The sequence below is a fragment of the Dethiothermospora halolimnae genome (assembly GCF_037577855.1).
GTDB classification, from domain to species: domain Bacteria; phylum Bacillota; class Clostridia; order Tissierellales; family VENL01; genus Dethiothermospora; species Dethiothermospora halolimnae.
Window position 1 is genome coordinate 114,126 of sequence record NZ_JBAKFX010000001.1, and the last position, 22,418, is coordinate 136,543.

The following is a 22,418-nucleotide window of genomic DNA, read 5'->3' on the forward strand; positions in this document are numbered from 1 at the left end:
AATCTATTTATGGTCTAGTCAACTCCCTGCTCTCTGCACCTTGTACCCTACACTAAACAAAAGAAGCACCGAAGGTGCCTTTGCTCTTATATGAATAGTAATGATACCCCCGCTACAGTTATAAATGCACCTATTATTTCTTTAGACGTGACCTTCTCTTTAAATATTAAAATCGATGATGGTATGATAAGTACCGGTACTATTGCTGTTATGGTGGATACCACTCCAGCTGTAGTATATTGTATCGCCAATAAAGAAAGGGACACCCCTAAAAAGGGTCCAAAGAATGCACCTATTGAAACCTTCTTCATTGCATCCTTATTAGTAATAGCTACTTTTAACCCTTTCCATCTTTTCATAATAGTAAACACAATTATAAACCCTATTATCCCCGCAATAATCCTAATTTGAGTAGCCGCAAATGCATTATAATCTCCCATTCCAAACTTACTTAATATAAGACCTAATGACTGTCCAAATGCTCCAAGAAAGGCAAAGGAAACCCCTTTTATAGGATGGGACAATTGCATTTTTTTCTTTCCAGGACTTCTCATGAGTATAACCAGTGCTATCCCAATAATTGTCACTGTCATACCTATTAAGTCTTTAATAGTAAGTACCTCTCCCATAATTATAAATCCTAAAAGAGCTGTTATAGGTGGTGATGCAGACATTATAAGCATGGATATTCTAGCTCCCACCTCAACAAATGCTTGGAATAAAAATAGATCTCCCACTACAAAGCCTATTAACCCAGATACCATTAACCAGGTCCAATTATCCACTGTGGCATCTAATGGTACAAACATCCCCCTGGTTATTAGGGTAAATACTCCCAGTAGAAAAAATGCCATTATAAGTCGAATAAAGTTTACAGATAATGAACCTATTTTTTTACCTGCCAATTCAAATGATGTTGATGTAACTGTCCAGCATATAGCCGTAAATAGGGCTATTATTTCTCCTATATGTGATTCCATAGATTAACCTCCTTAATTTGATAAAAAATTTAGACCCACTAAATATTTACCTATACATTATACCAGTTATCCTTTATCTTTTTAAAGTGCTAAATTGAAAATTAATAAAACTTAATTTTTTTCTATTCCACTGAATTTAATTGTCGTTTTATGACACATTATGATATAATTAAGTAGTATATGTTAATTAAAGATTTCAGAAAAATCTATATTTTATCACTATTAAGGGGGACTATAATTGAAAAAAATATTTAAATCTATTCAGTTAAGCAACTTAAACATTAGGGGTAAGTTTAATGTGGCATTATTTTTATCAATTGGAATGTTTATAATAGCAACAGGAATTACAGTAGCTTTACTTTTCACCGTTGTAAACGATATCAATGCCGTAGATAGACGGGGGCATAGGGTTAATGATGTAACAAAGATGGCATCCTTGTTTAGAACAAAGGATATAAGGATTGCCGACTATGTTAGCTTTAAAGATTATAATATAATAGAAGAGTATAATGAAAAGAGGGAAGCCTTTGAGAAGCTACAAAAAGAGATAGAACCCGAAATGGATTCTGAAGAGCTAAAAAAACTATTTAATCAAGTAGAGATTAATGATGAAAATGTGGATAGAATATTTAAGGATAATTTAATTCCAGCAATTCGAACTAATTCACCATCAAAAGTTTCCCAATACAGAAGAGAGATATCCAATCTAAGATCAAATACGATAAATGCATTGGAGAAAATGGCTGATATTGTACAGAAAGATCGGAAATTAGCTATAACAAATGCTAAAAAAAATATATCTAATATACTACTAACCTTAGTAATATCAGTAGCTATATCAGTAATATTAGGAATTATAATAGTCAACATAATAAGCAAAAAACTTTCTGAAAATGTAAATAAAGTTGTTGGCATAACTGAAAGTATAGCAAAGGGGAATCTTTTAGTTGAGAAAATAGATTATAAGGGCAATGATGAAATTGGTAAATTAAGTGACTCTATTAATGTAATGGTACATAACCTTAGGGATTTGATAAAACAAACAAAGGATGTTAGTAATAACGTATCAATAGAAAGTAATAACTTTATTAGAATCTCCCGTGAGGTTAGCCAAGGTAGTGAGCAAATATCAGCCACAATGGAGGAAATGGCAGCCGGTGCCGAGGAACAATCTAGTTCTTCTACGGAGATTGCAAATTCCATAAGAACCCTTAATGAACTAGTCAATGAATCAAATAAAAATGGTAAATCCCTAAGAAGTTCTTCTAATGAGGTATTAAATATAACTAATGAAGGTAACACCCAAATGAAATCATCAATAAATCAAATGGAAACTATAAATCACATAGTAAAAACCTCTGTTGATAAGGTTAAAGGCTTAGAAGATAAAACTAGAAACATTTCAAATTTGGCTAATATGATTGATGATATTTCCGAACAAACAAATTTATTGGCATTAAATGCTGCTATTGAAGCTGCAAGGGCTGGAGAAGCTGGAAGGGGTTTTGCAGTAGTTGCCGATGAAATAAGAAAATTGGCTGAAGATGTGGGAAAATCAACAGATAAGATTAATACTATATTAAAGGATGTAAAGGTAGAAACCGATACAGTTGTAAGCTCATTACAGTCAGGATATGATGAAGTTGAAAAGGGCACTAAACAAATCATAACTTCTGGAGAGTCCTTTGAAAATATATACTCTAAGGTAAGTGATATGGTTAAAAGTATAGAAACTGTATCTAATAACCTAGAAGACATTGCAGAGAATAGTAGTACTATAAACGAAGGTATAGAACAGGTGGCTGCAATATCCCAAGAGAACTCAGCAGGTATAGAAGAAACCGCTGCTTCAGTACAGCAGCAAAGTACTTCTATGCAAACCATATCCCAAAGTGCCAATACCTTATCAAGTTTAGCAAGTGAACTAAATAACATGATAGATAAATTTACCCTGTAGTCTTGATAATAATTGTCGAAATATATATAATTAAGGTGGTCAACTAATTAGTTGACCACCTTAATTATATAACCTAAAAGGAGGATAAAAATGGATACTGATAAAAAAGAAAAGTTTAATATGTTAAATGGCTTTAAGGTGGGAAGGTCTCTTACAGTAAAATTTATATTTTGGGTTATAGCAGTCCAATTTGCTATGATCTTTATATCTAAATTTATACATAATACCCTAAGTAATATAACCTTTTTCCACAATCAAGTTGGAGCATTAATAATACCTGCTATAGATATAGCTTTGATAACCGTTGTTATAACTATTGTGGTGAGAAGATTAATTATTGGTAGAGTAAAGGAAATAATAGATTTTACAAAGGACGTTTCAAATGGAAATCTAAATAGTAGATTAGAAATAAAAAGTAATGACGAGATAACAGTACTTGGAGAAAGTATAAATATTATGGTAGATCATATAAGTGATATGGTTGTGGATACAACTAAATCTTCAGAAAATGTAACTAATATTGCGAAAAAACTTGAATCTAATATGGAATCTATTTCTGAAAGCTTAAGTGAAATATCTAATAAGTCAGAAAATATAAATAATGATATGTTAGATACAACTAATATAGTGAATGAAGTTAATGATTTAATCAGAAATTTAAATGGTTTAAGTCAACAAATCACAGCAGCAACTCAACAAATCACTTCTTATTCTTCCAATGCAAATAATATAACTATGGAGGGAAAAGAATCAACTGATATAGTTGTAGATGAGGTCATGAATATGAAGTCTTCCTTTTCCAAGGTGGAAAACGTATTTAATCAATTAAAACAAAAATCTGAAAAAATTGGAGTTATAGTTGAAACCATCAATAGTATATCAGAACAAACCAGTATTTTGGCTTTAAATGCCATGATTGAGAGTTCAAGGGCTGGGGAACATGGTAAAGGTTTTGCCGTTGTAGCAGAGGAAATTAGAAAGCTTGCAGATGATACAAGTTCATCTATTGGAAAAATTGAAAATATAGTATCATCTATACAATCTGAAGTGGATTTACTTAATATAGAGATAGATGATTCTGATAAGGTATTAAATAATATTGAAACTTCATCTAAGAAGTCTTATAACATTTTAGATAATGTTACAGAACAGGTTAATAATGTCAATGCCATGATTCAAGAAATTTCATCATCTACCGAAGAACAGGCTAACTTGATGATAGAAGCTAATTCTTCCATAGAAAAAATAAATAGAAACTCCCAGCAGGTACAAAGCTCGATAAATAATACCACTAACTTTTTAGAGGAGGTTACTGAATCAGTAAATGATATATCCCAGACGTCCCAGACTTTAACTGACTTAGCCGAAGAAACAAGGGAAAAAATATTTAAATTTAAAGTATAATTATATAAATCACTTATTTTAGGGTATATTATTATAAAACCTAATTAGGTGGTGATGATTATGAAGGAAATTTACTTAGCTGGTGGCTGTTTTTGGGGAGTAGAAGCCTATATGAATACAATAGACGGTGTTGTAGAAACTATGGTTGGCTATGCAAATGGCCATGTGGAAAATCCAACCTATAGACAGGTTACCACATCTGCTACAGGTCATGCTGAAACATGCTATATAAAATATGATGAATCTATTATAAGTTTAGAGGAATTATTAAATAAGTTTTGGAAAGTCATAGACCCAACCGTTAAAGATCGACAGGGTCCCGATTTTGGTTCCCATTATAGAACTGGAATATATTATGTGGATGATGATGACTTAAATACTATACTAAAATCAAAAGAAAAACAACAAACAAACTATAAAGATCCTATAGTAACAGAAATTGAACCATTAAAAAACTTCTACAAAGCAGAAGAATACCACCAAAACTACCTTAGGAAAAACCCCGGTGGATATTGTCATATTAAGTTTTAGTCTAAGTCTCAGTCTAAGTAAAAGAATTTTGCTAAAGGCAAAATTCTTTTTTTCTTTTTCCCAAACTTAAATTAAGACTTAAACTGTTTCTTACACATAAAACTTAAACCTTCCATCTAATTAACAATTAACCATTCACAATTTATAATTATCCCCCCTAGCTTCTTAAATAAAACCTCTCACCCATGCCAAAAACTCTTTCCATATTGATTTTTCTATCAGAGTTTTTTATGTATCCATTAAACCATCCAAAGGGACCATCATATTTACTAGACACTATAAGCATATTTGTTTTAATTTCATTATCCATTTCAACACTAAAGGTTAAATTTACTATACCTTTTGAATCTCTTATATACCATTTATTCTTTTCCCTTAAAAATTTAACCGGTGGCAAAGGATATATTTTTCCATTTATCCAAATACAGTTTTCATTATATTTTTCTTCATCTATGGATTGATTTTTAGTTAAATTAAAACCTATTAGATCTTTATCTTCACTATAGTAGGATGCCGTTACCCAGTCCCACTTCATTATGTATGGATAATAACCTTTTTGATCATCTATTATTAAGAAACTTTTCCCCTTTTTAAAGTTATGTTTCTCCTCTCCTATGGTTAAGTACCCTTCCATAGGGCAATTTGCTTTATGGGAATACATTCCACTATACTTACTAAAGGGAATAGAAGCCACCATAGGTTCAGTATTTTCAGCTAGTCCCTTTAAGAGTCCTTCTATTTTGGGTAACTTCTTATTTTGTCCTATAGTAAACTTTATATCTATATATTTATCCTTTAGTTTGTTATATATATTAATAGTGATATTCTTATTTTTATATGATATTTTTGAATTAAGTAAATTTTTGGGAATATTTATAGCCCATGGCATAACTTTCTTCTCATAATTATACCTTTTTCCCTCTTTCTTATCATATATGTCTATTTTTAATAATATAACTTTTTTTATATCCATTATTGCAATAAATATAAAAAATCTATCATTACCTAATTGAAATGCATTCCACTCTTTTAATCTAATATTTTTTAAAAACCTGGGTATAGGTATCTTTGATACTTTGGCATCCAAGGGATTAATATCAACTAAAGGTTTATTATATGTTCCAAAGTTAAACTTTCCATCTGTAACCAAAGAACTTGAATTTTCTTTAGATTTTGTCATAGTACTCAATACCCCCTTTTATTTTATTATATCATTTTTAGAATATTTAGGTAATTATAATGTAAGATATAGTGGGTGATCTTCTTATTAGTTAGCATAAGATAAAAGGATTCTTTAGTAAGAAAAAAGATCTAAATAAATTAGACCTTTTTTATTATGAAAGCTATAAAGTACATCATGGTACCCAGTAGTATAATAGTAGCTCCCGATGCTATATTAAATTGATAAGAAATAAATAATCCTGATATTGTTATTATCATTCCCAGAATAATAGATGTTACAATTATCTTTTTAAAATCATATGTAAATAATTTAGCTATAGAAGGTGGTATAGTTAAAAGGGCTAAAACTAATATTATTCCAACTACCTTTAATAGTGTTACAATGGTAAGTGCTATTAGTATAAACAGAAAATTTTCCAAAAATCTTGTTGGCATTCCTAAAACTTTTGCAAACTCTTCATCAAATAAATATGCCTTCCAGTAATTGAAAAACATAAATATAGAACCTATTACGATTATATCCACTATTATCATCATATTGATAGAGATATTCGAAACCGTTAATATATCTCCAAATAAATATGAATTCATATCGGGAGGGTATCCTTCAGTAAAGGCTATAAACAGTATCCCTAAGGCCATCCCCGTAGACCAAAACATGCCTATTAATGCATCGGAGTTGGTTTTTGCCCTTCTATTTATATGGGATATGGATAGTGATGATATTATAGAAAATATAAATGCACCTATTATTGGCTCAAACCCCATTAAATACCCTAAACCTATCCCCCCAAATGATGTATGGGCAACCCCTCCACTTAGCATAACTAATTTTTTCTCTATTATTATGGTTCCTATTATTCCACAAGCTACACTGGCTAATATGGCTGCTATAAGAGCATTTTGCATAAAGTTATAGTTAAGTATTGCATCTATCATTATTCTTCCTCCTTGTGGTGCTTTAATACCCTGTGGGGTGTAGCTCCGTGGGCTATTAACTCCACTGGACAGCCATAAACCTTCTCTAATGTATCTCCGGTGACCTTTGTGTCATCTCCATGATAAAATAGGGTCTTATTAAGACATGCTATACTATCTACATATGTAGAAATTACTCCCATATCATGACTAACCATAACAATAGTCTTTTCATGATTTAGTTTTTTTAACAATTCATATATTTCTGTTTTTCCATTGGCATCTAGACTGGCAGTTGGTTCATCTAATAAAAGGACCTTAGGCTTTACCATTAATGCCCTTGCTATAAGTACTTTTTGCATTTGACCTCCTGACAAATTACTAATTTTTCTATCTTTAAGTTTTAATATATCTAGCTTATTCATGGTTTCCTTTGCCAATTTAATATCACTTTTTTTATATTTATGAAATATCTTAGGCCTATCATATAATCTACCCATAAGTACAACATCTAAAACTCTAATGGGAAAGTCCCTATTAAATGTAGTAAATTGAGGAACATAGCCCACTTTAACTCCATTTTTTATTTTTATTTTTCCTTTAGTAGGCTTTATTAACTTCAAGAGAACCTTAAGTAAGGTACTCTTTCCACCACCATTAGGACCTATTATCCCTAGAAACTCCTTATCCTTTATTTTTAGATTTACATCTTTAAGTGCGCAAATATTATCATAGTTTACTGTTAAATTTTCCATCTCTATATCGTACATTTTTTCTCCTCCCGCTCTACATAATCTGTTATAAAATCTAAATTTATTCTAACAAATTATGCTATTAAGTCAAGTTGTAACCGATTATAAATAATATTATAAATAATAACCATATAATTAAGTTCTAAACATTTATTATAAATATAATTTTGGTATAATATATGTATAACTCTCATGCAGAAGGTGAATATAATGACTCTAGATATATTAGCAGGATTAGTCAATAGAATAGGTATAATAATAATTTTATCCTTTGTATCATCTAAGGTAAATCTCCTAAAAAAACTAGCTTTAGAAAAGGAAATCACTTTCAAAGATAAAACCTTAATGGCAGTATTCTTCGGAATAATGGGGATAATTGGTACTTATACAGGTATTCCTGTAAAGAGTGCCTTAGCAAACTCTAGGGTTATAGGTGTCTTTGTAGGAGGACTGCTTGGAGGTCCCTATGTAGGGGTATTATCTGGTGTTATTGCTGGAGGACATAGATTTTTTATTGGAGGCTTTACGGCTTTATCCTGTGCTATATCTACAATTATATCAGGTTTTATGTCTGGATTCCTTAGTAAAAGATTCTATAATAGAGACAATAAATGGACCTACACTTTATTTTTAGGAGCCATTTCAGAAGCTATACAGATGTGTATTATTATAGCATTGGCTAGACCCATAGCTGATTCCATAGAATTGGTTAAATTAATAGCTCTTCCAATGATAATTACAAATTCAATAGGGATATCCATATGTATAGGAATATCAGAAAGTATTTTTAAAGATCAACAAAGGGCTGCATCAATTCAAGCACAAAGAGCTCTTAATATTGCAAATAAAACATTGAAATACTTTAGAAAGGGATTTAATGAAGAAACCTCCTACAAAACAGCTGAAATTATTTATAATATGACAAGTGTTAAAGCAGTATCTATTACCAATACAGAGAAAATATTATCCCATATAGGTATAGGAGAAGATCACCATAAAGTAGGTGACTATATAAAAACTGGACTTACTAAAGAAGTTATTAATCAAGGGGTATATAAGGTTGCCAATTATCACTATGAAATAAATTGTAACCATATGAATTGTAAATTAAAATCAGCGGTTATAGTTCCTCTAAAGGAAAAGAATAAAACAATAGGGTGTTTGAAGTTATACAAAACCACCGAAAATTCCATTACACAGGTGGATTTAGAACTGGCCCTTGGGTTAGCTTCCCTTTTTTCCACTCAAATAGAACTTAGTAAATTAGAATATCAATCAAAATTATTGGCCAAATCAGAACTAAAGGCTTTACAAGCTCAAATTAATCCCCACTTTTTATTTAATGCAATAAATACTATAGTTTCATTAATAAGAACTAAACCTGAAAAAGCAAGAAAACTATTACTTAATCTAGGAGACTATTTTAGAAAGAACTTATATAAAAGCAGTGAAGAAGTGGATTTATTAGAAGAGATTAAACATGTAAAATCATATATTTCTATTGAAAAAGCTAGATTTGGAGATAAGTTAAGTATTAATTTTCATATAGATAAAAATATTAATTGTTCTTTGCCACCTTTAATATTACAACCTATAGTAGAAAATTCAATTAAACATGGAATATTAAAAAAGCTAGACGGTGGTAATGTGGATATATATGTTATAGATAATAAAGATAATGTTAAATTAATAGTTAAGGATAATGGAGTAGGTATGAGTGAAGAAACTATTAATAATATATTGTATAAAGAAAATACTAATGGTTCCATAGGCCTTATAAATGTAAACAATAGACTAAAAACTAAATACGATGATGATTACGGCTTAATTATAGAAAGTACTTTAAATAAGGGAACAACAGTAACCATGAAAATACCTAAAATTTAAAGGGGTTGATATTTTGATAAACTGTATTATATTAGATGATGAAAAACCGGCTAGAGAAGAGCTTTCTTTTTTATTAAAAGGCTATGATGATATAGGTGTTTTAGCGGAAGCTAAACATGGCTTAGAAGCTCTCGACTTAATTTCTGAGTTAGATATTGACTTAATCTTTCTAGATATAGAGATGCCTAAAGTAAACGGTATAGAAGTGGCAGAAAAAATATTAAATAATAATAATCCTCCCTTTATAGTTTTTGTAACAGCTTATAATGAATATGCTATTAAGGCCTTTGAGTTAAATGCTATAGACTATATACTCAAACCTTTTTCTAAGGATAGACTAGATAATACTATAAATAAAGTATTAAAAAGACTAGATTATAACTCAATAAATTATAAGAATAGACTGGAAAACTTACTTTGTGAAATAGAAAATAAATCTAACATAAATAAAGTATGTCTATATAAAAATGGTAGTTATATACCTGTTCTAGTGGAAAGTATAATATATGCCACGGTTGTAGATAAATCTACCCTAATATTTACAGAAAATGAAAGTTATGAATATCAAAATTCTTTAAGCCAGTTGGAAGAGACACTTAATTTAGATAACTTTTTTAGAAGTCATAGAAGTTTTATAATTAATTTAGATTTCATAGAAAAAATTGAACCCTGGTTTAATAGCACATATCAAGTGAAATTAAAATGTATAAAAGAAAAAATTCCTGTAAGTAGAAGTCAAGTGAAAAGTTTTAAAAAAATTATGAAGATAACTTAATACATTTTAAATGTATATATTGTATTTTAGATATAAATATATGCAGTTCGTCTCTAAATCAACCTTTCTTTAAAGAATAGTCTTATAATTTAAGTAAGATTTAAAACTAAAGGGAGGTTTTTTTATGGTATCTTTTTTAATTTCTATAGTCGTACTTATATTAGGTTATTTCACCTATGGTAAATTTGTGGAAAAGGTTTTCGGTGTAGAGGAAAATAGGCCTACTCCTGCCAAAACTATGAATGATGGAGTTGACTTTATCGAGTTAAGTTGGCCTAGAATATTTTTAATTCAATTTCTTAATATAGCAGGTCTAGGTCCTATATTTGGTGCTATAATGGGGGCTTTATTTGGTCCAACTGCTTTTTTATGGATAGTCTTTGGTAGTATATTTGCAGGAGGAGTTCACGATTATTTCTCAGGTATGTTATCAATGAGACATGAAGGTAAGAGTATCTCAGAAATTGTTGGTATTTATTTAGGAGATAATGCTAAAAAAGTTATGAGGATTTTTTCTGTACTTCTATTAATTCTTGTTGGTACAGTATTTATGACTGGGCCAGCTAATCTTTTATCTGACTTAGATCTTGGTGGATTAAATAGTGTAAATATGTGGCTAGGAATTATAATAGTTTATTATTTCTTAGCAACCATATTACCTGTAGATAAAATTATAGGTAAAATCTATCCTCTATTTGGATCAGCTTTACTTATTATGGCTGTAGGAATCGCCAGTATGTTAATTATAAATGGCTATGACATACCAGAAATTACTCTATCTAATATGCATCCTAAAGAATTGCCTATATGGCCTATGTTATTTGTTACAATAGCCTGTGGTGCAATAAGTGGTTTCCATGCAACCCAATCCCCTATGATGGCAAGATGTCTTTCAAATGAAAAATATGGTCGAAAGGTTTTCTATGGCTCCATGATTGCAGAGGGTATTATAGCTCTTATTTGGGCAGCTGCAGCTATGACTTTCTTTGATGGAGGTATATTAGGATTGAGTGAAGCTGTAGATAGCGGTGGTGCAGCTACCGTTGTAAACACAATATCCAGTAGTTTACTTGGTAAAGTTGGTGGTATATTAGCTATGTTTGGAGTTATAGCAGCTCCTATAACTTCAGGAGATACAGCCTTTAGAAGTGCTCGTCTTGCTATTTCAGATGCTGTTGGAGTTAAACAAGCTAAAATAAAAAACAGATTACTTTTAGCTGCTCCTATATTTGCTGTTGGTTTCCTATTAACTAGAATAGACTTTAGTATTATTTGGAGATATTTTGCTTGGTCTAACCAAACCCTTGCAACTATAGTACTTTGGGCAACTGCTGCATATCTTATTAAAAATAAAAAATTACACTGGATTGCTACTATACCGGCTACCTTTATGACCGGGGTTAGTATAACCTATATATTACAATCTCCAGAAGGTTTTAGTTTATCAACAGTTATTTCATACCCGGTGGGTATAATAGCTTCAGTATTAATTTTATTATTATTTTTCAAAAAATTTAATGATAAATCTAATTTAGATAAAATAAAAGTATAAGGAAAGGGCAAAAGCCCTTTCCTTATACTTTTATTTTAGTTCTATTATTTTTTCACAAATTTAGAAAACCAACTTTTCTTTTCTTCCTTTTTTATTTTATATGGCTTATCTATTTCAATATGTTTTTCTTTACATATATTTAGTACTTTGTTCCAATTATTACAATCAAATCTCCCAGCGGTACCACAGCTGGAACTAATCTGCCTAGGTACTGGCATTAATTTCACTTCTATATTTTGTTTTTTTAATTCCTTTTCAAATATTAACCCATGATGGGTGCTATGAAATGTCATAACACAATAGTTTTTATCCAAATATATCACCTATTTCTTAATGGCTAAAGAATAGTCACCTTCTCGTTCTTGTACATCTACCTTAAAGCCCTTATTTTCTACAAACCTTTTTATATTTTCCACTGCTACCATAGTATCAACCATTACTTCTATTGTATCTCCCTTATAATTTTCCACTGCATTTTTTGTCATTATAACCGGCTCTGGACAGGATCTTCCCCTAGCATCTACTAAATTAGGCATTTGACACCCCTCCTTTATTTAGCTTCAATTTCCTTTCTTTATTAACACCATATACAACTGAAGTAGCTATAACTAAAACAACTACTAAACCTATTATAACCGCTATTTTACCGTTATTTGGAACTCCCTTAGGACTTGCCGCTAAACCAAAGTTATGGGCAAAGGCTGCACCTATTATGAAGCCAAATATGGTTATAACTGAATCGGTATTTCCTTCCCCTGCAAGTATTGTCTGTCTTAGGGGACAACCACCTAATAATACCGCTGTAAGTCCAGTTAATGTCATCCCTAAAAAGTTCCAGATGTGATCATTATGGGCAACTGGCTGACCTTCAAAACCAACCTTCATTGCATCAAAATTAAATATAAGATTTCCTATAAGGGCGAAGACAAATATCCCTAAAAGTCCCCACATAAAGTGGAAGTCCTTAATTAAAAATGCATCCCTAAATCCCCCTGCTGTGCAAAGTCTAGTTCTTTGTAATGCTCCCCCTATTACAATACCTGAAATAAGTGATAAAGCTATAGGTGCTGCCATAGCTCCCGGTCCTTTGTCACTAAAGAATATAAAACTTGGTGCAATAACTAAAAATATTAAAAGAACTAATGCTATAGCAGGCATGGTATAACCTGCTACTTCAGGTTGTTTTGTACTTCTTCCCAGTGTAAAACCCTTCTTTAAAAATTGTATACCTACTATCACTCCAACAACATATCCAAAAAGTCCAACTAATGCATTTAGATCTCCCCCTGCTAGTCTTAATATCATCCTTAAAGGACATCCTAAAAATACTAATGCCCCTATTACTAGGAAAATGGCCATAATAAATCTTATTATAGGCGAGGAACCTCCCGTTGGTTTAAACTCTCCCTTAATCTTTGCAATAATAAAGGCTCCAAAAACAAATCCAAGTATCTCTGGCCTTATGTACTGAACAACTGATGCCCTATGAAGTCCCAGTGCTCCTGTTATGTCCCTATAAAAACATACCACACATACTCCCATATTAGCTGGGTTACCTTTAAAAACTAATAATGCTGCTAATAAACCTATAAGTCCTCCCGATGCTATAATTTTAACTTTGGCATTTTTCAATATTATCCCTCCATTCCTTTATTTACTCCATATAAATTATATTAGAAATAATGGGAATATTATAATTGTTTTTTTCTATCATATGCCATAAACCTATAGATTAATTTTATTAATGAGTTGGGGGATTACGAATCTCACAACAACTAACTTGTACTTTTTATTTAAAATAAAGAAATAGAGACCTAGATCTCTAGGTCCCTACTTCTTTATTTTACTCCATCCTATTACTGCCGCTCCCAGTGCTCCTATTATTTGAGTATTTGGGGCAGTATATATCTTTTTATTTATTTTATCTTCTATTAACCTTTTTATCTCTTTACTTTTAGCTACTCCTCCTGTAAAGGCTATCTCATCTATTATTGATACTTTACTTAACATGGTAGTAGCTTTATTTGCAACTGATTCCACAATACCAGCAGCAACCGATTCTTTTTTAGTTCCCTTTGCAAGGGTGCTTACTATTTCTGATTCAGCAAATACTGTACACATACTAGATATGGTTTCAGGCTTTGCACCCTTTGCCATAGTGTCTAGTTCTGTTATATCAGAGCCTAATAAGTTTGACATAACTTGGAGAAACCGACCTGTTCCTGCAGCACATTTATCATTCATAAAAAAGTCACATACATTTCCATCATCATCTAGGCTTATTACCTTACTATCTTGGCCCCCTATATCTATTATAGTTCTAATATCACCATTTAAATAGTGGGCCCCCCTTCCATGACATGTTATTTCTGTAACTGTTTTATCCGCGAAATCCATAGATACCCTTCCATAGCCTGTACCTATTACTTTTTTTACTTCATCTTCTTTTATTTTTGATTCCTCTATTAACCTATTATAAACTTCCTTTGATGCATTTTTAGGACTCCAACCTGTGGGAATAACTATTTCCTTTACTATGTTACCATTAAAAAGTACTCCCTTAGTGGCTACTGAACCAGTATCTATACCTATAGAATACAATTACATTTCCTCCTTAACCGAACCAATTTCTCTTTTTTCTCTTTATAGTGTGTATCCCTTCTGTTTTTATATCGGGATTACTATCTATTAATTTCTCAACATTTACTTTATCATTGGGGTCTATCATTATAGATATCCCACAACATGTACTTAACTGTCTTGGAGTTGGTACTATAGTATACTTTATATTTTCATCCTTTAATACCTTCTCCAGTGCCAACCCATCATTATGGGATGGAAAAAGTACATAGCTATTTAATTTAGTATCCATTTTATCACCTATTTTGTAGTTGCTACTTCTTCTTTGCTTTTATTATTTTCTATCATTTCAAAGAAAGCCTCAAGTCTTGTTGTTATTTGTCCTGCATCCTGAAGACTATAATCACTTTCTATCATCATAACAGGAATACCCTCTTTTTCTAGAGCTTCCTTAACCTTTTTATATTCAACAGCATAGGTATGACAGAAGGATAATGAGTTATATATAACTCCATCGGCATTATATTCTTTATATAGCCTTACTATATCATCTATTCTTCCCTCATTAGGGGTAAAACAGGCACAATTTATTCCTAGATATCTCTCTGATAAAGCTTCCATCTGGCCATCTAATGTTTCCCTATTCTCATCAACTAATCCTTCAAGAACCCTTGAGCCTGTACATGTCTCTTCACATACAACTGCTCCACCGTTTGACTCTATTAAATGATGTATCTTCCAGTTTGGAACTGCCATTGGTGTTCCCGTTATAAGTATTCTTGGTGTATCCTCTTTAAATACATTTACTCCTTCTTCTATTCTACGTTCTAATTCTTCGCAAACTTCTGTTGTTTTTTCAATAAATCTCTCTGTATCATCATAAAAGGATATTTGAGTTATTAATAGTGCATCTTTACCACTTATAGGTAAGTTTAAGCTTTTTCTTGCATTATATAATCTTTGTAGTACTTTTCTTTTTTTATTTACTAATTTAATACTTTCATCTAGTTTTTCCTTTGTAACCTCTTCCCCAGTTAACTTTTCAACTTCATCTTTATATATTTTCATTTCATCGGTCCAAGCATCTTTATCCTTTTTTCTTTTCATTTGAGGTAAATCCATAACATGCATTGGTACGTGTTCTTCTAATATCTCCCATGCTTTCTTCTTACCATCACATGTTGTTTCACCAACTAATAAATCAGCCGATTGGAAGTATGGACAGGTTCCACTGGTTTTAGCCCCTACCGATGCTTTTATTAACGGACACATATTTCTAGGTAAATATTTTTCTCCATCGGGTATCCAGAAATCCGATCCCCCACATAAACCTATTCCCACGGCTCCTGCCGCCATAGTTATTTCATCGGGAACAAATATACAAAAACTTCCCACGACCTTTTTACCATCATCCTTAAGTTCTGCTAACTCTTTTATTCTAAGACCATGTATCTCTGAAACTACAAAGTTAAAATAGTTCATTGACTCTGGTCTATTTTCTTGGGTTAAATAAATATCTCCATAAAATTCCGGTAATACCTCACATAATTTATCATGTTTTTCTAAATCCATATCTAATGATTCCCATAGTTCTCTATAATCTGCCATTTTAAAACCCTCCCATATATTATTTCTCTATTAAATTATAATATATTGAAGGATGGTTTAATATATATATAGATATAATCTATGGATATCGGACTTGATATTCGATATATCTATATTAAGTTAGGGGATTAGGAATCCTCCAACAACTACTTTATCTTCTTCGACCTTTACACCTGCTTTGCACTATCTTCTTTAATATTTATACTATTCCCTTCTGTGCTCTGTAATTTGCACTTTGTCTTTACGTATAACATAAAAGAAGAGATTGGGCATAGCCCAATCTCCACCTTATTTATTCTTTATTCTCTATTATTTATTCTTTAGTGTTGTAAAATGTATGCCCATTTCTTACCACTTGTAACTTGAAGTGGAAGTCTTACTATGTTTTTAACATATGGTCTTTGAAGTAATCTTGATGCTCTGTATTGATATGGTTGTATAGCCATTTCATCAGTAACTAAGATTTTCTCAGCTGCAACCATTGCATCTATACGCTCTTTATCATCTGTTGTATTTTTAGCCTTTTGGATTAATTTATCATACTCGGCACTATTCCAACGGGTATCATTATTATTGTTTCCAGTTTCGAATAAATCCATAAATGTCATAGGATCATTGTAGTCACCAGTCCAGCCTGATGCACTTAATTCAAAGTCACCTTTATTCATTTGGTCTATTCTAACTTTCCAAGTAGCTTGGTCAACCTTGATATCGATTCCTAAGTTTTCTTTCCACATTTGTTGGTAAACTTGGGAATGCTTAACATAATAGTCCCCTTGACCAGTTAAATACTTAAACTTATGGTTTCTAATATCTTCTTTAGATACTCCTAATTCTTCAGCAGCAGCATCCATTAAAGCTTCTATATCTTCTTTTGTAGCACCTGTAGCCACTGTTTTAAATATTTTTTCTCCAGCTATTTCACGGAATGTCTTTCCATCATATCCTGGTATCCCAGGTGGTACCCATGCATATGCAGTAGGTGCTAAACCTTTAGAAAGGGCCTCTGATATTTTTTGATCATTTACACCCATTCTTAAAGCTTTTCTAAAGCTTGGACTTCCACCAAACTTACTATCAACATTTATAAAACGATAGTAACTTGATCCACCTGCTAATATTTGAATTTCATCTCTATACTTATCAATAAATTGTGATGGAACACCTATATAATCAAGTTGTCCAGTTTCATACATACCTACTTGTGTATTAGACTCCTTAACTATTGAAAATTCTACTTTATCTAATAGAACCGATTCTTTATCCCAATAGTTTTCATTTCTAGATAATATTACTTTTGAACCATGTCTCCATTCTGAAATAGTAAATGGTCCATTATAAGCCATATATTCTGGCTCAGAAGCATACTTGTCCCCATGCTTTTCAACTAAATCTTTTCTTGATGGGAAGAAAGTATAGTGTTGTAACTTACTTAAGAATGCTGGATCTGGCTTATCTAATTCAACCTTTAGTGTATGATCATCTACAGCTGTAACTCCTACCTGTGAAAGATCACTTATTTCGCCCTTGAAATATTCTTCAGCATTTTTAATGTTATATAACATAACAGCATAGTCTGAAGCTAATTTAGGATCGATAGCTCTTTTCCACGCATATTCAAAGTCTTTAGCAGTTGCAGGAACTCCATCTGACCATTTAGCTTCTCTTAGCTTAAAAGTATAAGTTTTACCATCTTCACTTATCTCCCAATCTTTAGCCATACCTGAACCTTTTTTAACCACACCAGTATGGTCAAGTCTTATTAAACCTTCTAAAGTATCATTGATTATAGTACCTGAAGTAGAGTCAGTGTTTAATTGTGGATCTAAACAAGGTGGCTCTTCTCCTAAGTTTACCTTAAGTACTTGCTCTTCCGCTAATTTGTCCTCAGATATACTCTGTGTATCTGTAGTATATTCTTCTGTATTTGTATCCTTCTCTACATCGTTTTCTTTCTCATCATTATCACTTGTTTGATCCTTTGTGTCTTCGCTCTTAGCTGGAGTATCTTTTTCAGTAGTCTCCTCATCTGAGCCACAACCAACAAGTGCAAATGATGTAGCCACTACTAGTACTAGTAAAAGCACTAACCATTTGCTGTTTCTCATTTAAACTCCTCCTTTATACCCTATGTATAAGTATTTGTTGTTAGTTTGTTATCTTCAAAGATTCTATAGCCTATTAAATTAATTCAACTTTTATAAAAATTGAAAATATTTTATATATAAGCTAGTTCTAGTCCAGAAGATAACTTCTGAATAGTATTATATCAGTTAAGAAATATTCGGTCAATTTTGTTACTTTTTTGTATACTTTAAGCTATTTTTGTTAATTATCTGTTATATTTCGGTTAATTTCAGCTAAATTTTATTATTTTTCTTTAATATTCTACATATTTTTTAACTTCTATTCATATCTTTATTTATGGTATGTAATATTTATATAATAAATAATGCTATTTTGTTAGTTAGAATTAAATTTTTATTCATATTTTTCTTTTTTATTGCTAATTTAAGTAAAAAAACATGAAAGAGTAAAAATAAGTAAAAAAAATAAAAGGGAAATCCCTTTTATTTTTTATAAATCTATTTTCTTTTCAACTATATAACTAGATGCCACAAACATTCCCACAAAGACTATTAAATTAAATATGGTGGAAGCTATGTTTATCGTTAAATCACCACCAGCTCCAAGTGTTTCAGTCATAAGTGTTTCCTTCAATATATTCATAGTTACTTCAACAGGTATATAGACCTTTATCTTAAATGTTATATATTCTATAACAATACTAAGTAATATAAACACCACAAATCCCATAAACTTACCTATTTTCTTATTCTTTAAAGCCATCTTTGTTGTGGTTATAGAAAAGTATATTAATATTAGTAATACAATAACATCCACTGCCCCCGATACTATTCCCATAGCTACTAATTTAAAGTTGAAAAAATCTATTAATGATTCAAAGGCACCTTTACTTTTGCCATAAAAATCTGCTATATAATATTGAAATCCTCCAGCCACTACAGATAAGATGGAAAAGTGAATTACCGCTAATATCAATTTACTTCCCACTACTTCAGCCCCACTAACTGGTAATGTAAATGTTAGATATCCACGATCTTCATATACTTCTTTACTAAAGTTCCTTACACTAAATATTAATAATACAAAGTATGCTCCCACGTTGGCTAGTGTAATTACCCCTAAAATAGTTTCTAAATACCAATGATCTATTCTAGTTAAAAGGGCTACATTCACCAAAGATAGTGATATAATTATCATTAGAAATACTTTATATGTTCCCCTCAGTTCATATTTAATTAATTTCCCCATTATCTAAACACCTCCCTATATAGTTCATCTATTGACATATTCTTTTCATTTCTAAGCTCCTCTGCATCTCCTGTGAGTATTATTTCTCCCTCTGATAGAAAAGCCACATCATTAAATATCCTTTCTAAATCCTTAACTAGATGGGTTGTTACTATCATTGAGCTATCTTCATTGTAATTATTAATTATAGCATCTAATATTTGTTCCCTAGCTACAGGGTCTACTCCTGCTATTGGTTCATCTAATATATAAAGTTTCGCCTTTCTTGATAATACTAAGGTTAGATTAAGTTTTTCTGTCATTCCTTTAGATAACTCCCCTACTTTAAGGCTATCTTTCAATTTCATAAACTCCAATAGTTCATATGCCTTTTCAAGGTCAAAGTCATCATAAAAATCATCGAAAAACTTTATGGCATCCTTTATTGTCATCCATTTGTATAGGTAGTTTCTATCGGGTAAATAGGATATAAATGCCCTTGTCTTTTTACTAGGCTCTTCCCCATCTATAAACACTTCACCACTAGTTTTTGTTAAAATTCCTAACACTATTTTTATAAAAGTAGTTTTTCCACTACCATTAGGCCCCAATAATCCCACTACTTTTCCCTTTGGTATTGATAAACTAATATTATTTAATGCTTTTTTCCTTACATATCTTTTAGTTAAATCCTTGATTTCTAAAATGTTATCCATTTATTTCCCCTCCTTTTTTATTCTTTCAGACACAATATCTATAATATCATCGGCATCAAATCCCAAATTTTTCATTCCTTTTATAAAGTCTTCCAATACTTTATTGGCTAAATCTTTCTTTAAGTCTGAAACAATATCTTCATCTTCTGTAACAAATGTTCCTTTTCCTCTTTCTGTAAATGTAAAGCCACTTCTTTCAAGTTCTTGATATGTTCTTTGAACTGTGTTTGGATTGACCTTTAATTTTGATGATAACTCCCTTACTGAAGGCAATTTATCCCCTCCTCTTAATTTACCTTTTGCCATATCCCTTTTGATTATATACATAATTTGTATATATATCGGTGTTTTATTATCAAAATTTACGTCCATGTCACACCTCCTTAACTTGAGGTTTGTTGTATAGTATTAGTGTGTTAATTACATAATACACTAGTATTGTAATATAGTCAAGAATATTTTTAAATTACTTTTTAATATTATTCTTCATGTGTTTAAATAAAAGTGTTATAATTAACTTAATATATAAAAGGGAGTGATAATAATAAACAGAAAAAAATATTATTTCAATTTAGTTCCTCTTATAGTAATAGGAATCGTTTTATTCAAGTTTATATACACAGAAAACTCCTTAGGTTCATTTTTTAACTTGATAACACCTTTTATATGGGCTTTCTTTGTTGCCTATTTATTAAATCCCATATTAGTATATTTAGAAGAACACTTTAAAATAAAGAGAATTTGGTCTATACTAATCGTCTATATAATTTTAGTAGGCTTAATAGTCCTTATAATTACTATTTTTACCCCTAAGGTTGTTCAAAGTTTTAAAAATTTAGTTCAGGATATCCCTGATTACTTTGATGCTACGAAAAAATGGTTATCTTCTGAACCAGATAAACTTCAGTTTTTAAATAGATATGGAGTTATTGATTATATAAGGGAAAATATATATGATATATTAGATGATGTTAAAACTAATATAACCACAATGATAAACAGTACCATATCCCAAGTTATTAATTTTACATCGGCACTATTGGACTTTGCCCTAGGTATAATAATCTCCATATATATACTTAAAGATAAGGAATTATTTAAAAAGCAATTTAAAAAGTTAATTTATACCATGATAAATAAAGATAAAGGAACTTATTATATTAATCTGATGAGTGACTTGGATAAGGTTTTTTCTAAATATTTAGTGGGTAAAATAATAGACTCCATTATAATAGGGATATTATGTTTTATAGGTCTACTTATAATAAATGCTCCCTATGCTTTAGTTTTTAGTACTATAGTAGGTATTACTAATATGATTCCATACTTTGGACCGTTCATAGGTATGGTTCCTGCTGTTATTATTACCCTATTTTATAGTCCTATTAAGGCTATCTGGGTGGGATTATTCATATTTGGATTACAACAGTTTGATGGATTATATCTTGGTCCAAAAATCTTAGGAACTCAAGTGGGACTAAAACCTTTTTGGATAATATCTGCCATAATAGTTGGTGGAGGTTTGTTTGGGATTTTAGGAATGCTTTTAGCTGTTCCTGTCGCTGCTATGATTAAAACTATATTAGTAAAATATATAGAAAAAAAAGATAGTATGGTCTAGACCATACTATCTTTTTTTAAGGGTTAATTGTTTATTTGGTATTTTATAGGTTATATAAATAATATAAGCTAATCACTAAATATTAAGGAGAGTGATATTATTAAACCTGTTGACGATAAGGTTAAGTTGGAAAATGATAGTAATAAGTGTTATGCAGGATTGTTTAATTTTGACAGTTTAGAAGGGACTGAAGTGAAAAATAAGAAAAATGAGAAATTAGGTAAAATAGAAGACCTGGTTATCGATTACAAAGAAGGAAAGGTCAGATATGTAATATTATCAGTTGGTGGTTTTCTAGGTATTGGCGATAAATTATATGCTGTTCCATTTGCAGCATTTGAACTAGATGAGGTGGTTGGAGATTGTACCCTTGATATAGAGAGGGCAAAATTGGAAGAAGGTCCTAATTTTGATAGAAATGAATGGCCTAATTTCAGTGACCAAAATTGGGCAAATAATGTTCATAGTTTCTATGGCATGCAAGCACCTATATTTTGGGGTAAAATAGGGATGTAATAATACATCCCTATCTTTTTTATGATAAATTCTATTCTAAGTATTAAAGCTAAGGTCCTTTTACTTATTTAAATTGACAATTATAATTAACTCCAATTTCACCGAGAAATTAACCTTTCACTTG

22 protein-coding genes are annotated in these 22,418 nt (G+C 30.9%); 8 read left to right on the forward strand and 14 right to left on the reverse strand.

What is annotated here, in order from left to right; all coding sequences use genetic code 11:
- Positions 1 to 86: 86 nt before the first annotated feature.
- Positions 87 to 980 (reverse strand): DMT family transporter, encoded by an 894-nt coding sequence (locus tag V6137_RS00540; RefSeq protein WP_425445916.1) that lies wholly within the window; start codon positions 978 to 980, stop codon positions 87 to 89.
- Positions 981 to 1,218: 238 nt separating this feature from the next.
- Here V6137_RS00540 and V6137_RS00545 point away from each other — a divergent pair, with 238 nt between their 5' ends.
- From V6137_RS00545 to msrA, 3 genes are all read left to right on the forward strand, one after another.
- Positions 1,219 to 2,937: a methyl-accepting chemotaxis protein gene (locus tag V6137_RS00545; RefSeq protein WP_425445917.1), complete on the forward strand. Its 1,719-nt coding sequence runs from the start codon at positions 1,219 to 1,221 to the stop codon at positions 2,935 to 2,937.
- A 90-nt stretch (positions 2,938 to 3,027) separates the two neighbouring features.
- Positions 3,028 to 4,341, forward strand: a complete 1,314-nt coding sequence (locus V6137_RS00550) for a methyl-accepting chemotaxis protein (protein ID WP_425445918.1) — start codon at positions 3,028 to 3,030, stop codon at positions 4,339 to 4,341.
- Between the two features lie 60 nt (positions 4,342 to 4,401).
- Entirely contained in the window at positions 4,402 to 4,872 is a 471-nt protein-coding gene (gene msrA / locus V6137_RS00555) for a peptide-methionine (S)-S-oxide reductase MsrA (protein WP_425445919.1), read from the forward strand.
- A gap of 157 nt (positions 4,873 to 5,029) precedes the next feature.
- Here the strand turns inward: msrA and V6137_RS00560 are convergent, their stop codons facing one another.
- The 3 genes from V6137_RS00560 to V6137_RS00570 form a co-directional block, all read right to left on the reverse strand.
- Positions 5,030 to 6,052 carry a DUF2804 domain-containing protein gene (locus V6137_RS00560; protein WP_425445920.1) on the reverse strand — a complete coding sequence of 341 codons (1,023 nt, stop codon included), beginning with the start codon at positions 6,050 to 6,052 and terminating at the stop codon, positions 5,030 to 5,032.
- A gap of 140 nt (positions 6,053 to 6,192) precedes the next feature.
- Complete coding sequence (locus V6137_RS00565) at positions 6,193 to 6,993, reverse strand: metal ABC transporter permease (RefSeq protein WP_425445921.1); 801 nt, start codon at positions 6,991 to 6,993, stop codon at positions 6,193 to 6,195.
- Positions 6,993 to 7,742 (reverse strand): metal ABC transporter ATP-binding protein, encoded by a 750-nt coding sequence (locus V6137_RS00570; protein WP_425445922.1) that lies wholly within the window; start codon positions 7,740 to 7,742, stop codon positions 6,993 to 6,995. Before V6137_RS00570 ends, V6137_RS00565 begins: the two co-directional genes overlap by 1 nt.
- A gap of 192 nt (positions 7,743 to 7,934) precedes the next feature.
- Here V6137_RS00570 and V6137_RS00575 point away from each other — a divergent pair, with 192 nt between their 5' ends.
- The 3 genes from V6137_RS00575 (at position 7,935) to V6137_RS00585 (ending at position 11,938) form a co-directional block, all read left to right on the forward strand.
- On the forward strand, positions 7,935 to 9,611 hold the full coding sequence (locus V6137_RS00575) for a LytS/YhcK type 5TM receptor domain-containing protein (protein ID WP_425445923.1): 1,677 nt from the start codon (positions 7,935 to 7,937) through the stop codon (positions 9,609 to 9,611).
- A gap of 13 nt (positions 9,612 to 9,624) precedes the next feature.
- A complete protein-coding gene (locus tag V6137_RS00580; protein ID WP_425445924.1) occupies positions 9,625 to 10,386 on the forward strand; it encodes a LytR/AlgR family response regulator transcription factor in 762 nt (253 codons plus the stop codon).
- Between the two features lie 124 nt (positions 10,387 to 10,510).
- Positions 10,511 to 11,938, forward strand: a complete 1,428-nt coding sequence (locus tag V6137_RS00585; protein ID WP_425445925.1) for a carbon starvation CstA family protein — start codon at positions 10,511 to 10,513, stop codon at positions 11,936 to 11,938.
- Between the two features lie 44 nt (positions 11,939 to 11,982).
- Here V6137_RS00585 and V6137_RS00590 read toward each other — a convergent pair whose 3' ends face one another.
- The 10 genes from V6137_RS00590 to V6137_RS00635 all read right to left on the reverse strand — a co-directional run bounded on the left by V6137_RS00590 (position 11,983) and on the right by V6137_RS00635 (position 20,529).
- Complete coding sequence (locus V6137_RS00590) at positions 11,983 to 12,252, reverse strand: putative Se/S carrier protein (RefSeq protein ID WP_425445926.1); 270 nt, start codon at positions 12,250 to 12,252, stop codon at positions 11,983 to 11,985.
- A 9-nt stretch (positions 12,253 to 12,261) separates the two neighbouring features.
- On the reverse strand, positions 12,262 to 12,474 hold the full coding sequence (locus V6137_RS00595; RefSeq protein WP_425445927.1) for a sulfurtransferase TusA family protein: 213 nt from the start codon (positions 12,472 to 12,474) through the stop codon (positions 12,262 to 12,264).
- Complete coding sequence (gene yedE / locus V6137_RS00600; protein WP_425445928.1) at positions 12,467 to 13,570, reverse strand: YedE family putative selenium transporter; 1,104 nt, start codon at positions 13,568 to 13,570, stop codon at positions 12,467 to 12,469. The genes V6137_RS00595 and yedE overlap by 8 nt, the downstream gene beginning before the upstream one ends.
- Before the next feature lie 198 nt (positions 13,571 to 13,768).
- Positions 13,769 to 14,539, reverse strand: coding sequence for an acyl-CoA dehydratase activase (locus tag V6137_RS00605; protein WP_425445929.1), 771 nt, complete (start codon positions 14,537 to 14,539; stop codon positions 13,769 to 13,771).
- A 13-nt stretch (positions 14,540 to 14,552) separates the two neighbouring features.
- Positions 14,553 to 14,810 (reverse strand): putative Se/S carrier protein, encoded by a 258-nt coding sequence (locus V6137_RS00610; protein WP_425445930.1) that lies wholly within the window; start codon positions 14,808 to 14,810, stop codon positions 14,553 to 14,555.
- Between the two features lie 8 nt (positions 14,811 to 14,818).
- Complete coding sequence (locus V6137_RS00615) at positions 14,819 to 16,126, reverse strand: double-cubane-cluster-containing anaerobic reductase (protein WP_425445931.1); 1,308 nt, start codon at positions 16,124 to 16,126, stop codon at positions 14,819 to 14,821.
- A 320-nt stretch (positions 16,127 to 16,446) separates the two neighbouring features.
- A complete protein-coding gene (locus tag V6137_RS00620) occupies positions 16,447 to 18,234 on the reverse strand; it encodes a peptide ABC transporter substrate-binding protein (protein WP_425445932.1) in 1,788 nt (595 codons plus the stop codon).
- Positions 18,235 to 18,703: 469 nt separating this feature from the next.
- Complete coding sequence (locus V6137_RS00625; protein WP_425445933.1) at positions 18,704 to 19,462, reverse strand: hypothetical protein; 759 nt, start codon at positions 19,460 to 19,462, stop codon at positions 18,704 to 18,706.
- A complete protein-coding gene (locus tag V6137_RS00630; protein ID WP_425445934.1) occupies positions 19,462 to 20,157 on the reverse strand; it encodes an ABC transporter ATP-binding protein in 696 nt (231 codons plus the stop codon). The genes V6137_RS00625 and V6137_RS00630 overlap by 1 nt, the downstream gene beginning before the upstream one ends.
- On the reverse strand, positions 20,158 to 20,529 hold the full coding sequence (locus tag V6137_RS00635) for a GntR family transcriptional regulator (protein ID WP_425445935.1): 372 nt from the start codon (positions 20,527 to 20,529) through the stop codon (positions 20,158 to 20,160).
- A 163-nt stretch (positions 20,530 to 20,692) separates the two neighbouring features.
- Between V6137_RS00635 and V6137_RS00640 the strand changes: the two genes are divergently transcribed.
- Together V6137_RS00640 and V6137_RS00645 are read left to right on the forward strand one after the other, a co-directional pair.
- Entirely contained in the window at positions 20,693 to 21,778 is a 1,086-nt protein-coding gene (locus V6137_RS00640) for an AI-2E family transporter (RefSeq protein WP_425445936.1), read from the forward strand.
- Between the two features lie 126 nt (positions 21,779 to 21,904).
- A complete protein-coding gene (locus tag V6137_RS00645; RefSeq protein WP_425445937.1) occupies positions 21,905 to 22,294 on the forward strand; it encodes a PRC-barrel domain-containing protein in 390 nt (129 codons plus the stop codon).
- Positions 22,295 to 22,418: the final 124 nt, after the last annotated feature.

Excerpts from the sequence above, each read along its gene's own strand:
- V6137_RS00615 (WP_425445931.1), bottom strand. The coding sequence starts at position 16,126 with ATGGCAGATTATAGAGAACTATGGGAATCATTAGATATGGATTTAGAA.
- V6137_RS00625 (WP_425445933.1), bottom strand. The coding sequence starts at position 19,462 with ATGGGGAAATTAATTAAATATGAACTGAGGGGAACATATAAAGTATTT.
- V6137_RS00575 (WP_425445923.1), top strand. The coding sequence starts at position 7,935 with ATGACTCTAGATATATTAGCAGGATTAGTCAATAGAATAGGTATAATA.
- msrA (WP_425445919.1), top strand. The coding sequence starts at position 4,402 with ATGAAGGAAATTTACTTAGCTGGTGGCTGTTTTTGGGGAGTAGAAGCC.
- V6137_RS00610 (WP_425445930.1), bottom strand. The coding sequence starts at position 14,810 with ATGGATACTAAATTAAATAGCTATGTACTTTTTCCATCCCATAATGAT.
- V6137_RS00570 (WP_425445922.1), bottom strand. The coding sequence starts at position 7,742 with ATGTACGATATAGAGATGGAAAATTTAACAGTAAACTATGATAATATT.
- V6137_RS00630 (WP_425445934.1), bottom strand. The coding sequence starts at position 20,157 with ATGGATAACATTTTAGAAATCAAGGATTTAACTAAAAGATATGTAAGG.
- V6137_RS00635 (WP_425445935.1), bottom strand. The coding sequence starts at position 20,529 with ATGGACGTAAATTTTGATAATAAAACACCGATATATATACAAATTATG.
- V6137_RS00560 (WP_425445920.1), bottom strand. The coding sequence starts at position 6,052 with ATGACAAAATCTAAAGAAAATTCAAGTTCTTTGGTTACAGATGGAAAG.
- V6137_RS00550 (WP_425445918.1), top strand. The coding sequence starts at position 3,028 with ATGGATACTGATAAAAAAGAAAAGTTTAATATGTTAAATGGCTTTAAG.
- V6137_RS00585 (WP_425445925.1), top strand. The coding sequence starts at position 10,511 with ATGGTATCTTTTTTAATTTCTATAGTCGTACTTATATTAGGTTATTTC.
- V6137_RS00620 (WP_425445932.1), bottom strand. The coding sequence starts at position 18,234 with ATGAGAAACAGCAAATGGTTAGTGCTTTTACTAGTACTAGTAGTGGCT.
- V6137_RS00595 (WP_425445927.1), bottom strand. The coding sequence starts at position 12,474 with ATGCCTAATTTAGTAGATGCTAGGGGAAGATCCTGTCCAGAGCCGGTT.
- V6137_RS00540 (WP_425445916.1), bottom strand. The coding sequence starts at position 980 with ATGGAATCACATATAGGAGAAATAATAGCCCTATTTACGGCTATATGC.
- V6137_RS00565 (WP_425445921.1), bottom strand. The coding sequence starts at position 6,993 with ATGATAGATGCAATACTTAACTATAACTTTATGCAAAATGCTCTTATA.